This is a genomic window from Rhodoglobus sp. (assembly GCF_053580035.1).
The window spans coordinates 223,729-236,386 of the sequence record NZ_JBMDVL010000001.1 but is presented as its reverse complement, the minus strand read 5'-3'; the positions used below and the strand labels follow the sequence as shown (position 1 = coordinate 236,386).

General features: G+C 56.6%; 16 protein-coding genes. 9 read left to right on the top strand and 7 right to left on the bottom strand.

The annotated features are described in order from the left end of the window. Positions 1-30 precede the first annotated feature (30 nt). Positions 31-972, bottom strand: a complete 942-nt coding sequence (locus ACOH1Z_RS01190; RefSeq protein WP_449646676.1) for a COX15/CtaA family protein — start codon at positions 970-972, stop codon at positions 31-33. A 246-nt stretch (positions 973-1,218) separates the two neighbouring features. Between ACOH1Z_RS01190 and sufB the strand changes: the two genes are divergently transcribed. Genes sufB through ACOH1Z_RS01165 form a run of 5 tightly spaced genes read left to right on the top strand, consistent with a single transcriptional unit; the run spans position 1,219 to position 5,292 of the window. Continuing rightward, positions 1,219-2,637, top strand: coding sequence for a Fe-S cluster assembly protein SufB (gene sufB, locus ACOH1Z_RS01185; protein WP_449646675.1), 1,419 nt, complete (start codon positions 1,219-1,221; stop codon positions 2,635-2,637). Beyond that, positions 2,638-3,825: a Fe-S cluster assembly protein SufD gene (gene sufD, locus ACOH1Z_RS01180; RefSeq protein WP_449646674.1), complete on the top strand. Its 1,188-nt coding sequence runs from the start codon at positions 2,638-2,640 to the stop codon at positions 3,823-3,825. It begins immediately after the preceding gene. After that, a complete protein-coding gene (locus tag ACOH1Z_RS01175) occupies positions 3,822-4,157 on the top strand; it encodes a non-heme iron oxygenase ferredoxin subunit (protein WP_449646673.1) in 336 nt (111 codons plus the stop codon). The genes sufD and ACOH1Z_RS01175 overlap by 4 nt, the downstream gene beginning before the upstream one ends. Before the next feature lie 36 nt (positions 4,158-4,193). After that, a complete protein-coding gene (gene sufC, locus ACOH1Z_RS01170) occupies positions 4,194-4,958 on the top strand; it encodes a Fe-S cluster assembly ATPase SufC (protein WP_449646672.1) in 765 nt (254 codons plus the stop codon). A 4-nt stretch (positions 4,959-4,962) separates the two neighbouring features. Next, on the top strand, positions 4,963-5,292 hold the full coding sequence (locus ACOH1Z_RS01165; RefSeq protein ID WP_100388990.1) for a metal-sulfur cluster assembly factor: 330 nt from the start codon (positions 4,963-4,965) through the stop codon (positions 5,290-5,292). A 12-nt stretch (positions 5,293-5,304) separates the two neighbouring features. Here ACOH1Z_RS01165 and ACOH1Z_RS01160 read toward each other — a convergent pair whose 3' ends face one another. Beyond that, positions 5,305-5,925, bottom strand: a complete 621-nt coding sequence (locus tag ACOH1Z_RS01160) for a biotin transporter BioY (RefSeq protein ID WP_449646671.1) — start codon at positions 5,923-5,925, stop codon at positions 5,305-5,307. A gap of 120 nt (positions 5,926-6,045) precedes the next feature. On the opposite strand from ACOH1Z_RS01160, the gene ACOH1Z_RS01155 reads away from it, so the two are divergent. Beyond that, on the top strand, positions 6,046-7,644 hold the full coding sequence (locus ACOH1Z_RS01155) for an ABC-F family ATP-binding cassette domain-containing protein (RefSeq protein WP_449646670.1): 1,599 nt from the start codon (positions 6,046-6,048) through the stop codon (positions 7,642-7,644). 58 nt (positions 7,645-7,702) lie between these two features. On the opposite strand, the gene ACOH1Z_RS01150 is transcribed toward ACOH1Z_RS01155, so the two are convergent. The 3 genes from ACOH1Z_RS01150 to ACOH1Z_RS01140 are packed head-to-tail and all read right to left on the bottom strand — an operon-like array spanning position 7,703 to position 9,077. Continuing rightward, on the bottom strand, positions 7,703-8,539 hold the full coding sequence (locus ACOH1Z_RS01150) for an SURF1 family cytochrome oxidase biogenesis protein (RefSeq protein ID WP_449646669.1): 837 nt from the start codon (positions 8,537-8,539) through the stop codon (positions 7,703-7,705). Continuing rightward, positions 8,536-8,724 (bottom strand): hypothetical protein, encoded by a 189-nt coding sequence (locus ACOH1Z_RS01145; protein ID WP_449646668.1) that lies wholly within the window; start codon positions 8,722-8,724, stop codon positions 8,536-8,538. Before ACOH1Z_RS01145 ends, ACOH1Z_RS01150 begins: the two co-directional genes overlap by 4 nt. A 50-nt stretch (positions 8,725-8,774) precedes the next feature. Then, complete coding sequence (locus tag ACOH1Z_RS01140) at positions 8,775-9,077, bottom strand: DUF3099 domain-containing protein (RefSeq protein ID WP_449646667.1); 303 nt, start codon at positions 9,075-9,077, stop codon at positions 8,775-8,777. 70 nt (positions 9,078-9,147) lie between these two features. Here ACOH1Z_RS01140 and ACOH1Z_RS01135 point away from each other — a divergent pair, with 70 nt between their 5' ends. Next, positions 9,148-9,870 carry a beta-ketoacyl-ACP reductase gene (locus tag ACOH1Z_RS01135; RefSeq protein WP_449646666.1) on the top strand — a complete coding sequence of 241 codons (723 nt, stop codon included), beginning with the start codon at positions 9,148-9,150 and terminating at the stop codon, positions 9,868-9,870. Between the two features lie 32 nt (positions 9,871-9,902). Here ACOH1Z_RS01135 and serB read toward each other — a convergent pair whose 3' ends face one another. Next, positions 9,903-10,541 carry a phosphoserine phosphatase SerB gene (serB, locus tag ACOH1Z_RS01130; RefSeq protein ID WP_449646665.1) on the bottom strand — a complete coding sequence of 213 codons (639 nt, stop codon included), beginning with the start codon at positions 10,539-10,541 and terminating at the stop codon, positions 9,903-9,905. 128 nt (positions 10,542-10,669) lie between these two features. On the opposite strand from serB, the gene ACOH1Z_RS01125 reads away from it, so the two are divergent. Further along, on the top strand, positions 10,670-11,452 hold the full coding sequence (locus ACOH1Z_RS01125) for an ABC transporter ATP-binding protein (RefSeq protein ID WP_449646664.1): 783 nt from the start codon (positions 10,670-10,672) through the stop codon (positions 11,450-11,452). A 94-nt stretch (positions 11,453-11,546) separates the two neighbouring features. Beyond that, positions 11,547-11,798, top strand: coding sequence for a type B 50S ribosomal protein L31 (locus ACOH1Z_RS01120; protein ID WP_010202510.1), 252 nt, complete (start codon positions 11,547-11,549; stop codon positions 11,796-11,798). Between the two features lie 156 nt (positions 11,799-11,954). Here ACOH1Z_RS01120 and ACOH1Z_RS01115 read toward each other — a convergent pair whose 3' ends face one another. Further along, positions 11,955-12,653, bottom strand: a complete 699-nt coding sequence (locus tag ACOH1Z_RS01115) for a 3'-5' exonuclease (protein WP_449646663.1) — start codon at positions 12,651-12,653, stop codon at positions 11,955-11,957. Between the last annotated feature and the right edge of the window lie 5 nt (positions 12,654-12,658).

The window sequence follows — 12,658 nt, the reverse complement described above, 5'->3', positions numbered from 1 at the left end:
GCTAACCTCGCAACGGCACTGGTCGCTAGCTCACCTAGCCGCTAGCTCCTCGTGAGCAGGTACGGACTGTGTGGCTTGCGGGTTCGAACTCCGCAACGAGAGCACTACTACGGTCATTGCCGCAGCTATCGTGCACGCGATGATCATATGGCTGCCGACAAGTACGATCGGCAATCCGGTGCGGGACTGAACGATACCGACGACGGCCTGCACAGCTTCGAGGACGAGCAGGATGATCGCAAAGTTCATGATTCGACGATGACCGCCGATGGCAAGCATGATCACGAGCGCGAGCGTGGTTGCCAGCAGCGCGTAGCCTGGCCAGCTATGCACGTGCTGCAGGATGCTCGCATCCAGGCCGTTGCGAGCGGAGCCGTCATCACCAGCGTGAGGTCCTGCCCCTGTAGTAAGGATGCCCGCGATGATTGTCAAAGCAACAAAGAGGCTCGTTACGTGGGTCAGGAGAGCGATCGGACGCGAGACAAGGAGTCGGTCACCTCGGGGGCCCATCCATACTCGGTAGACCAAGGCAGCACTGACTGCGACCAGAATTGCCGATATCGCAAAGTGAACGCCAACGACGCTCGGATCCAGTTGAACGCGAACGGATAGCCCACCAATCAGTCCTTGAAGAACCGTTCCACCGAGGATGACTAGACCAAGGGTCATCAGGTCGCGACGCTCGCGACGAAGCCGGATGAGCATCAGGACCATAAGGATGGCGACAAAGCCGACAATGATCGACAACAGGCGGTTTCCGAACTCGATTGCACCGTGCACTCCCATCTCTGGCGTCGCGATGAGGGACGCATCGGTGCAGAGTGGCCAGGTCGGGCATCCGAGTCCTGAACCTGTGAGGCGAACAGCCCCTCCCGTTGCGACAATCAGAATCTGAATGACGAGAGATGTCACTGCGAAAAAGCGAACTCGCGTGCTGACGAACTGGGGTAATCGTGCGATGACGGCGTTCACGGCCGTACCTCCTGTTATTTCGAGCTTCTGCCTGTAGAATGGATTGCGTTCAGGAACACAGCCCATGCCGGGAAGTCAATGATGACAGCGAGGTAATGCCTTGCTTGTCCTGTTTCAGTCTAAGTTCGCCCGCACTGTGTTGTGACACAGTGCACGCGCAACTCACGAAATATTCCCGGCAATCTGCTGTGCGAAGGAATGCCAACACAGCCACCTTGGTTGATAGGGGCAGGAAAAGAGGTACCAATGTCCGACGTGCTTATTGATCGTCCGGAACTCAGTGGCATGGGCCAGTATGAGTTCGGCTGGGCTGACTCCGACGTTGCAGGAGCCTCTGCACGACGAGGCATCAACGAAGAGGTCGTCCGCGACATCTCAACGCTGAAAAACGAACCAGAATCGATGCTCAAGAAACGCCTAAAAGGCCTTGAGCTCTTCGGTCGCAAACCGATGCCGAAGTGGGGCGCAGACCTCTCGGGCATCGACTTTGACAACATTAAATACTTTGTTCGTTCCACGGAAAAGCAAGCCCAGACGTGGGAAGACCTTCCTGCCGATATTCGTGACACGTATGAGAAGTTGGGTATTCCCGAGGCGGAGCGTAATCGTCTTGTCTCTGGCGTAGCCGCACAGTACGAGTCTGAAGTTGTCTTCCACTCAATCAACGCTGAACTTGAAGCTAAGGGTGTCATCTTCATGGACACTGATACGGCGCTGCGCGAGCACCCCGAGTTCTTTGACGAGTATTTCGGATCAGTGATTCCCGCTGGCGACAACAAATTTGCCGCGCTGAACACCGCTGTGTGGTCTGGTGGCTCGTTCGTTTACGTTCCCAAGGGCGTCCACGTAGAGATTCCGTTGCAGGCCTACTTCCGGATCAATACGGAGAACATGGGCCAGTTTGAGCGCACGCTAATCATTGCGGATGAGGGCTCATACGTTCACTACATCGAGGGTTGCACCGCGCCGATCTATAAGTCGGATTCGCTGCACTCGGCCGTGGTGGAAATTATCGTGAAGAAGAACGCTCGCGTTCGCTACACAACGATCCAAAACTGGTCCAACAACGTCTACAACCTGGTGACCAAGCGTGCGATCGCGCACGAAGGCGCAACTATGGAGTGGATTGATGGAAACATCGGTTCAAAGGTCACGATGAAGTACCCGTCGATCTACCTCGTCGGCGAGCACGCCAAGGGCGAAACCCTCTCGGTCGCGTTCGCGGGCCCCGGTCAGCATCAGGACGCCGGCGCCAAAATGATTCACATGGCCCCATACACGACCTCGTCAATTGTTTCGAAGTCAGTGGCTCGAGGCGGAGGTCGCGCCGGCTACCGCGGAGAGGTCCGAGTAGACGAGAAAGCTCATCACTCGGCAAATACTGTGCGCTGCGACGCTCTCTTGGTTGACACAATTTCTCGATCGGACACCTACCCGGCAATCGACATCCGTGTGGATGACGTGCAGCTCGGGCACGAGGCTACGGTTTCCAAGGTGAGCGCTGAACAACTCTTCTACCTGCAGTCTCGGGGAATGGAAGAGGACGAAGCGATGGCGATGATTGTTCGAGGATTCATCGAGCCCATCGCACGCGAACTGCCCATGGAGTACGCCTTCGAACTCAATAAGCTCATTGAACTGAGCATGGAAGGATCCGTCGGCTAAATGACCGTCGTTACACCAGAACAACACGGACTCAAAGCTCATAGCGATGGTGGATGGGATGCCGAAGATAAGAACTTCGTTCCCGTTCAAACGCGTTCCGCACGACCTAAGTCGTTCGAACACGCCGATTTCGCCCCCGTAACAGGGATCGAAGCGGACTGGAAGCTCTCACCGGTGAAACTCATTAAGCCTTTGCTTGATGACACCCTCAACGGTGGGAACTATCCGTTTGACGCGGAGGTGCCCGATGGCGTTGTCGTCGAATGGGTCGCCAGAGACGACAAACGCATCGCATCAGCGGGTGCTCCAGAAGAGCGCGCATCTGCCAATGCTTGGACAAGTTTCGAGCAAGCGCTAGCAATCACGGTTACTAGCGAAGAACACGTGACGCTTCGCCTGACTCGCACTGAACTCGGCACTGATGCCCGCGCTGGGCACATTGTTATCACTGCTCGCCCTCACAGCAACAGCACGATCATCGTTGAGTCGTCCGGAGCTGCGCTTCTGAGCGAGAACGTCGAAATTGTTGTCGAGGAGGGCGCCAAGCTCAATGTGGTTAGCGTTCAAGACTGGAACGACGAAGCGATTCACTTGGCAAGTCACTTTGCGCAAGTCGGCCGTGATGCCTACCTCAAACACACAATCGTGTCGCTTGGCGGCAAGGTCGTTCGAGTCAACCCCTCGGTTCATCTCTCAGGAGAAGGGTCGGATGGCGAACTCAACGGTCTGTACTTTGCCGACAAGGGTCAGCACCTCGAACAGCGCGTTTACCTGCATCACCAAGCAGCGCACACGCGCGGCCGCGTGAACTATAAGGGTGCGCTTCAGGGAGAGGGAGCACGCACCGTGTGGGTCGGCGACGTTCTTATCGGCAGTGAGGGTGCTGGCACCGACAGTTACGAGCAGAACCGCAACCTCGTTCTCACTGAAGGAACACGCGCTGACTCGATTCCCAACTTGGAAATCGAAACTGGCGACATCCAGGGTGCCGGGCACGCCAGTGCAACCGGACGGTTCGACGACGAGCAGCTCTTCTATCTCCAAGCTCGAGGTATCTCCGAAGCCGAGGCGCGACGTCTGGTCGTCATCGGATTCCTCACGGAAATCGTCCAGAAGGTCGGCGACGGCGCGCTTGAAGCGCGTCTGCATTCGGCGATTGAAGCTGAGCTGGAAGGCACTCTCTCATGACCGCTCAGCGAGTGTGCGGAATCGACGAACTTGAGCCGAACAAGGCCTACCGTGTTGATCTAGATGGCACTGCCATCGCGATTGTTAAAGATTCGGCCGGCGTAGTTCACGCCATTGGCGATACCTGTACGCATGGAGATATTTCTCTAGCCGAAGGCTTTGTCGAAGACGGGGCGATCGAGTGCTGGGCTCACGGTTCACTGTTTTCGCTCGATACTGGTAAGCCGCTGAGCTTGCCAGCCTATGAACCTGTACCGGTCTTTGTAGTGAAGATCGACGACGATGGCGGGGTTCACATCGACCCAGAAGACACCGTCGCCATCGAGGGCTAAACGCCCTCCTCACGAGACCATTAAGGAAAGAAATAAATGTCAGTATTGTCAGTCAAAGACTTGCACGTCAGCGTTGAAACTGAGCAGGGCACCAAGAACATCCTGAAGGGTGTCAACCTCACGATCAAGCAGGGAGAAATCCACGCGATCATGGGGCCCAACGGTTCGGGAAAGTCCACTCTGGCTTATACGATTGCGGGCCACCCCAAGTACCACGTCGAGAGCGGATCTGTCACTCTCGATGGAGAAGAAGTGCTCGATATGAGCATCGATGCTCGTGCTCGCGCTGGGCTTTTCTTGGCTATGCAGTACCCAGTAGAGATTCCCGGAGTCAAGGTCGCCGACTTCCTTCGCACCGCCAAGACCGCTCTCAGCGGTGAGGCTCCTGCACTTCGGCCGTGGATCAAAGAGGTCAACGCCTCGATGAAGGCACTCCGGATGGACAAGGCGTTCTCTGACCGTAACGTGAACGAGGGATTCTCCGGCGGAGAGAAGAAGCGCAACGAGATTCTGCAGTTGGAGCTTCTCAAGCCACAATTCGCGATTCTCGACGAGACTGATTCGGGACTCGACGTAGACGCACTCAAGATTGTCTCTGAGGGCGTCAATCGCGCACACGAGTCAACAGGTCTCGGCTTGCTGCTGATCACTCATTACACTCGTATCTTGCGATACATCAAGCCTGATTTCGTGCACGTGTTCGTTGATGGTCGAGTGGCCGAGCAGGGTGGTCCTGAGCTTGCAGATCGCCTTGAAAACGAAGGCTATGATCGATTTTTGACCGACACGAGCGTAGCCTAAAGCCATGTCTACTGTTTTGGCTCCCGCACTCTTCGACGAGGTCGAAGAGGCGCTAAAGGACGTCGTCGATCCCGAGCTTGGCGTCAATATTGTTGATCTTGGCCTGATCTACGATTTGAGTTGGGATCCCGAGAACAATGCGCTCATCATCAGCATGACGTTGACTTCCGCTGGTTGTCCCTTGACCGACGTAATTGAAGAGCAGATTGCACAATCTCTGGACAACGTTGTTGAAGCGTTCCGTATCAATTGGGTCTGGATGCCGCCGTGGGGCCCAGAAAAGATCACCGATGACGGGCGTGACATGATGCGCGCGCTGGGATTCTCGATCTAGTTCGCTGCTTCGCTAGCGGGAAACCGGTTCGACCGCACTGTGCCGCAGCACTGCACTCCAGGTTACGGAGAGTATGGCTGCGGCCAAGATGATCTTGGTAGCGGCACCCAGTAAGAACGGGGTGAGTCCGACTTCGATAAGGCTAGAGATCGATGTCGACTGCCCTCTAGCGTGGAACGCGACAGCCAGACCTATCAGCCCGCAAATGAATGTGACGGCAATTGCGAGACTCGCTCCGACTAGCGCGCGAATAAAGGTTCGGTCCCATTGCCGCTCGGCGAAGAGTCCAGCGATTGCCGCGCAAAATACATAGCCAATGAGGTACCCACCTGTTGGTCCTGTGAGTACCGTGATTCCTGCCTCGCCGCCGCTGAAGATGGGCAAGCCTATTGCTCCTAGACCCACATACACAACCATGGCAAGAGCACCGCGGAGAGCTCCCAGAGCCATTCCGACCAGTAGTACAGCGAGTGTTTGAGCCGTGAGGGGCACCGGATCTAGCGGCACGACGAACTGTGCCAAGATTGCGGTAAGCGCCGCACCCGCGACAATGAAGGTCACGCTGGACACGAAATTCTGACCGAAAACTTGATCGATTATGGTTGCGGGTAACCTGACGGGTTTCTTGCTCATAGCGGAGCGCTCCGGATCAGTAAAATTCTGACTGCACTGTGCAGCCAACGCTAGGAAGTAGACTAGTTGGTTGGTGCTGTCGCCCACTAACCCCAACCCCCAAGATTTGGATGTTTTGCCGTGCTTGCTGTGCATGATCTCGAGTTGCGCGTTGGCGCACGCATGCTGATGCAGGGCGTCAATTTCAGAGTCGATCGCGGCGACAAAATCGGGCTGGTCGGGCGAAACGGTGCCGGCAAGACAACCCTCACGAAAACGCTTGCCGGAGAACTTGAGTCCACCGACGGATCAATCGAACGTACCGGGGAGATCGGCTACTTGCCGCAGGACCCCCGCTCCGGAAACCCTGAAGATCTCGCGCGTACTCGCATTCTTGACGCCAGAGGGCTCGGCAGCATCGTGCTGAAGATGCGCCAAGCTCAAGACGAGATGGGAAGCAGCGATCCAGAAATCAGCGCTGCCGCCATGGATCGATACGGCAAGTTGGATGACCGCTTCTTATCCCTAGGGGGGTATGCGGCTGAAGCCGAAGCGGCATCGATCGCGAGCAACTTGAGCCTGCCGGATCACATTCTCGATCAACAGCTGTCTACGCTTTCCGGCGGACAGCGTCGCCGCATCGAGCTCGCGCGGATTCTATTCTCGGGCGCAGACACGATGCTTCTTGACGAACCAACAAACCACCTCGACGCCGATTCGGTTGTGTGGCTTCGAGAATTCTTGAAGAACTTCGGTGGCGGTTTGATCGTGATTAGCCACGATGTTGAGCTCGTCGAAGACACCGTGAACAAGGTCTTTTACTTGGATGCCAACCGGCAGCAAATCGATCAATACAACATGGGCTGGAAGCATTACCTTCGCCAGCGCCAGTCTGACGAAGAGCGTCGCCGAAAGGAACGCGCCAACGCAGAGAAGAAGGCGAGCACGCTGCAAGCTCAGGCCGCTAAATTCGGTGCAAAAGCGTCAAAGGCTGCTTCTGCCCACCAGATGGTTGCTCGAGCAGAAAAATTGCTTGCCGGTCTCGATGACGTGCGCGCCAACGATCGGGTTGCCGCACTCCGTTTCCCCGACCCAGCGCCCTGCGGTCGTACGCCGCTCATGGGCTACAACCTCAGCAAGAGCTACGGCTCGCTTGAAATCTTCGCATCCGTCGATCTCGCGATCGACCGCGGCTCGAAAGTAGTAATCCTGGGCTTCAACGGTGCAGGAAAGACCACGTTGTTGCGGATGCTCGCCGGCGTCGACAAACCAGACACCGGGCATATTGAGCCTGGCCACGGCCTTCGCATCGGTTACTACGCCCAGGAGCACGAGACAATCGACGTTAAGCGTTCGGTTCTCGAAAACATGGTGTCGTCGTCTCCTCACATTACGGAGATGGAAGCCCGCCGGGTTCTCGGTTCATTCCTGTTCACCGGTGATGACTCAGCAAAGCTTGCTGGCGTTCTCTCTGGTGGAGAGAAAACCAGACTCGCACTGGCCATGATCGTTGTCAGTGGCGCAAACGTACTTCTTCTCGATGAGCCCACCAACAACCTTGACCCCGCGAGCCGCGAGGAAATCTTGGGCGCGCTGTCGAACTACAAGGGCGCCGTTGTGCTTGTGAGCCACGATGAGGGTGCCGTCCAGGCCCTTAACCCCGAACGCGTTCTGATTCTGCCTGACGGAATCGAAGACCACTGGAATAAGGACTACGCGGACCTCATCTCGCTGGCGTAGCATTGCTCGGCCGAGCTTCGTCATCCAGACTTCAGGTACGACACGCCTGCGAGGCTAGCTAGGCGTCGAGAATCGCGTCTTCGATCTCGGCATCCGTTGGGCCGCGGTCTTCCGCTTTTCGTTTGCGTTTGTCAGCACGCTCGCGTTCCGCAGGATCCGCTTCATTGATGAGACGGTACTCCTGCCGGACCGCCCAGCCGAGCCCGATAAAGGCCAGAACTCCAAAAGCTACCCACTGAAACGCATACGACAGGTGAGCGCCTTCATCCAGAAGCGGTTTCGGATAGGCAATCGGCATTTCAGCGACGCTGGGGGACTCAGAGGCAAGAAGGCCGTACCCGCCGATATACGTTTCTTCGTCTAGAAGGTTCGCGATCGTTGGTAAGTGAATCGTTGCGACTTGGCCAGCAGGTGCTGACCGACCCTGAACGGTGGGCTCACCGGGTTTGAGGCGGACCACAATATCGATTGCGCCCGATGGGGGAGTCGGCACGGCATCCGGTGAATCTTGGCTATTACCCGCAGGAACCCAACCTCGATCGACGATGATGACACGGCCGCTCTCAAGCTTGAACGGCACAAGGATCTCGAAACCGGGCTGACCGGAATACGGGCGCCCGCGAACCAACAGTTGTTCGTTCTCCAAGTACTGACCGCTGACCGCCACAGACATCCACTTATTGTCGATATCAAAATCAGCGAGTTCCGGCATCAGACTGTCGAGTTGTTGCGGCGCCGCATCCCAGTTCTCGCTGACTCGAGCGACTTCAGCCGCGGCTTCTTCGCGGCGGTCAAACTGCCAATGCGAGAGAAACACGCAACCAATCGCAAATGCGACAACTAAAGCCAGGTAGCCAAACCATCTCTGCGAGAACGCGAAGCGCCACTTTTTCACTGTGATGCACCATCCGGTACAACGGTTGCAGGATGTGCAAGCTCGCTAACCACAACAGGAAAGCCTCGAGTGCTGAGGTAATCATTGAGGTAGTCGACATGTTCGTCACACGCCAACCAAATCTTGACCCTCTCAAGACCGTGGATGCGGGGGTTGCGCCAATTGACGTTCCAGCGAGCATCCAACAAACATCCTGCTCGTGAGCACTGCGAGGTTACTGGGCCGTTCTCTCCGATCAACGAGCTGCCTCGTCTGACGAGTTCGAATCGCTCGAGGAGTTGATCGAGCCAATGGCGAATTGACCTGGCGTATTAATCGAGCCGGATCGACTCGAATTAACGTTCGCCAGGACAACGGCGATGTAGGGCAAGACGACCGCACCGAGAATCGGAAGTACGAGCCACCAGCCCCGAACGAAGACGCACAAGAGAACACAGACAACTCGGATCGCCATAGCGATCGAGTAATTGACCATGCGTCGATGGCGCTCGTCATCGGGTCGTTCAGGGAGCGAGGTAATCGACTCAGGACTGGTCATGGGCTTTCTTAGGTATCGAGGAAGGTAGACCTAAGCCTACGCCGCTGTTCGCGACTATATGCTGGGAACCATGAGCACCACAGCATCTCCATCACGGATCGTTCTTGTTACCGGCGGCAATCGCGGTATTGGCCGGGCTATTGCCGAAGAGTTTGTTGCTCAGGGGCACAGAGTCGCCGTGACTGCGCGTACTGGGTCCGGACCGGAAGGCACGCTCACTGTGATCGCCGACGTTACCGATCCGGCGAGCATTGATGCTGCATTCACTGAAGTCGAAGCACAACTTGGTCCGGTTGAAGTCGTAGTAGCGAATGCAGGGATTACGCGTGACATGCTCTTGATGCGTATGAGCGATGACGACTTTACTCAAGTGATCGACACCAACCTCTCCGGTGCGTTCCGGGTGGTCAAGCGCGCATCCAAGGGCATGATGAAAGCACGGTTTGGGCGCATCATTCTTGTTTCGAGTGTCGTAGGTCTTCTCGGTTCTACTGGTCAGGTCAATTACTCAGCGTCGAAGAGTGGACTCATTGGTCTTGCTCGCTCAGTGACGCGGGAATTAGGCAGTCGGGGTATCACTGCCAACGTCGTTTCTCCCGGATTCATAGAGACCGATATGACGGCTGCGCTGCCGGCTGAACAGCAGGATGCGTACCTCAAACAGATCCCGGCAAGTCGCTTCGCCCAGCCTCAAGAGGTCGCCCGAGCAATTACGTGGCTCGCTAGCGACGATGCCGCTTACATTTCTGGAGCCATCATTCCGGTCGATGGCGGTCTCGGAATGGGCCACTAGAAGAGCGCAGCCGCACACGCGGTCCGCGCTGACTATCCGCGGAGGCCTAAGAGCGGCAAAATTACGCTCAGATCCCGCGTATCGATGTGAACATCAGCATTGGCGCGCACGATCGGTTTAGCGGTGATCCCCAGCGAGAGTGCTGCCGCGCTCATCATGAGCAAGTCATTAGCTCCATCGCCGACAGCGATGGTTGCCGAGAGGGGAGTGCCTGTCGCTGCTGCCCATTCATGAAGCGCATCCGCTTTTGCCTGGGCATCGATAACGGGGCCAAGAACGTTGCCCGTGAGCTTGCCGCCAACTACTTCAAGTCGGTTGGCGCGTGCGTAGGCCAAGCCAAGCTTTTTCGCGATTGGATCGAGCAGCTCATGAAATCCACCGGATACGGCGGCGACATTTCCTCCGGCCGCAATGACCGCAGCGATCATTTCCTCAGCACCGTGAGTGATTCGGATGTCGCGACCGCAGTCTGCCACCACTGATTCATCAAGCCCAGCCAACGTTGCCACTCGCGCACGCAAGCTCTGCTCAAAGTCGAGTTCACCATTCATGGCACGAGTTGTAATGTCGGTAACCTCGGTTTCGGAGCCCGCATGGGCGGCGAGCAACTCGATAACCTCGTTCTCGATCAGAGTGGAATCTACATCGAGAACAACGAGAAATTTAGCCACAAGTTGAGCCTTTCGTGCCACAGCTTCGGTCGTAATGTGTCGGAACCTTGCAGCACCGCGTTCCAGACTATCGGGATCAGTCGAGTGGCTGCCCCGCGAGAGGGTCAGAGCGAATAGGATAGGGGATCATGGCTAGTGTCCTCTCTTTTTCTGATGTATCCGTTACTCGCAACGGCACCACAATTCTCGACTCGATTTCGTGGAGCGCAGAGGCATCCGATCGGTGGGTGATTCTGGGGCCAAATGGTGCAGGCAAGACCACCCTGTTGCAGTTGGCTGCCGCCCAGATTCATCCCAGTTCGGGTGAAGTCGTCGTGCTTGAGAGCACGCTCGGGTCGGCCGATGTGTTCGATGTACGTCCCCGAATCGGGTTCGCATCGACGGCACTGGCTCGTCGCGTGCCCAACAGCGAGCGGGTAATCGACGTCGTTCTCACTGCTGCGTATTCGGTTACCGGCCGCTGGAACGAGCAGTACGAGAAGGTTGACATTCGCCGTGCCCGGAGAGTTCTCGCCGAGTGGAGCCTTTCGCACCTCGAAGACCGCCGCTTTGGAGATCTGAGCGATGGCGAACAGAAGCGTGTACAAATTGCGCGCTCAGTCATGACTGACCCAGAGCTGCTTCTGCTGGATGAACCTGCCGCAAGCCTTGACCTCGGTGCTCGCGAAGAACTCGTGCAATTACTGAGTGGCTATGCGAAGGCAGAAAGCGCACCAGCAATCGTCATGGTTACGCACCACGTCGAAGAGATTCCTCAGGGATTTACGCACGCGCTGATTATCACCGACGGAACAGTGCATAGCGCCGGTAAGATTGACGATGTTGTTACGTCAGAGAACTTGAGCGCAGCCTTTGGGCTTGAGCTGATCATCACAAAAGACTCGGGCCGCTACACGGCGCGGGCCACCTAAACCTCTGATAGGCTTGTGTGTCGGTCCGCGTGACCGCCTACGTCTTTTATGTAGTCCAGAACTCAGCACTTAATCCAGAACCCAGGGAAATCCAATGAAGTCCGAGACCCACCCCACATACATGCCCATCGTTTTTCGCGACCTCGCGTCGGGCTCAACGTTCCTCACCCGTTCAACAGTGACGAGCGAGAAGACGATCGAGTGGGAAGACGGCACCACCTACCCGGTGATCGACGTTGAAATCTCCTCTGAGTCGCACCCGTTCTACACGGGCAAGCAGCGCATCATGGACTCCGCCGGGCGCGTTGAGAAGTTCAAGAACCGTTACAAGGGCTTCGGCAACTAGTAACACTCCAGTTTCACTGAAGGCGACCGGTATTCCGGTCGCCTTCAGTCGTTAACAGCGACTTCCGCTGCCAATTGCGCCAGCGTCACCACTGGCGACCACGTCGAGAAACTGGCGAGGCACCTCTGTTGCAGCCGACCTACGAAGAAGTAGCTGCTACTGCGGGAACGAGCGGACGGGCCATTCGCCGTTGGCGACGAAATCATGGTCGCCCTTGGACGAGCGCATGTAGTCCTGAAAACTGGCTGCCTGGTCGGAGTACCACTGGCGTTGACGAGCGTGAAGTTCGGCGAACGGAATGCTCAGCTCCTCGGTGAATTTCACCAGCAGGGCTTGGGCCACGCGTGCGGCAGCAATTGCATCCGAGCCAGCATCATGGGCATCGTCGAGCACTACGCCGTACAACCCCGATGTTACCTCAAGGGTGCGCTTTCCACGACGGTAGCGATCCACTGCCTTGTCAATCACTAAAGGATCAATGACGACATAGGGTTCGGGCAGCGGGTCGATCGAATAACGACGGCACTCCCGATCAAGTAGTGAAAGGTCATACGGCGCGTTGTAGACCACGAGCGGGATGCCGAGACCACAGGTCACTTTCAGAGTTTGTACGATCTCGGCAACAACGATGGAGGCATCGCGACCCTCGGCCCGTGCTCGCTCAGTTGAGATACCGTGAATTGCGGCAGCACCTTCGGGAATTTCAATTCCGGGGTCGGCAAGCCAATCCCAGCGTGACAGTACGCGACCTGAAGAATCGACGATGGCAATACAGGCTGAAACGATGCGGCTGGTTTCAACATCAACGCCAGTCGTCTCAAGATCGAAAGTGGCTAGGGTTCCCGAGTTGCTCATGATCT

Excerpts from the sequence above, each read along its gene's own strand:
- sufB (WP_449646675.1), top strand. The coding sequence starts at position 1,219 with ATGTCCGACGTGCTTATTGATCGTCCGGAACTCAGTGGCATGGGCCAG.
- sufD (WP_449646674.1), top strand. The coding sequence starts at position 2,638 with ATGACCGTCGTTACACCAGAACAACACGGACTCAAAGCTCATAGCGAT.
- ACOH1Z_RS01175 (WP_449646673.1), top strand. The coding sequence starts at position 3,822 with ATGACCGCTCAGCGAGTGTGCGGAATCGACGAACTTGAGCCGAACAAG.
- sufC (WP_449646672.1), top strand. The coding sequence starts at position 4,194 with ATGTCAGTATTGTCAGTCAAAGACTTGCACGTCAGCGTTGAAACTGAG.
- ACOH1Z_RS01165 (WP_100388990.1), top strand. The coding sequence starts at position 4,963 with ATGTCTACTGTTTTGGCTCCCGCACTCTTCGACGAGGTCGAAGAGGCG.
- ACOH1Z_RS01160 (WP_449646671.1), bottom strand. The coding sequence starts at position 5,925 with ATGAGCAAGAAACCCGTCAGGTTACCCGCAACCATAATCGATCAAGTT.
- ACOH1Z_RS01140 (WP_449646667.1), bottom strand. The coding sequence starts at position 9,077 with ATGACCAGTCCTGAGTCGATTACCTCGCTCCCTGAACGACCCGATGAC.
- ACOH1Z_RS01135 (WP_449646666.1), top strand. The coding sequence starts at position 9,148 with ATGAGCACCACAGCATCTCCATCACGGATCGTTCTTGTTACCGGCGGC.
- ACOH1Z_RS01125 (WP_449646664.1), top strand. The coding sequence starts at position 10,670 with ATGGCTAGTGTCCTCTCTTTTTCTGATGTATCCGTTACTCGCAACGGC.
- ACOH1Z_RS01120 (WP_010202510.1), top strand. The coding sequence starts at position 11,547 with ATGAAGTCCGAGACCCACCCCACATACATGCCCATCGTTTTTCGCGAC.
- ACOH1Z_RS01115 (WP_449646663.1), bottom strand. The coding sequence starts at position 12,653 with ATGAGCAACTCGGGAACCCTAGCCACTTTCGATCTTGAGACGACTGGC.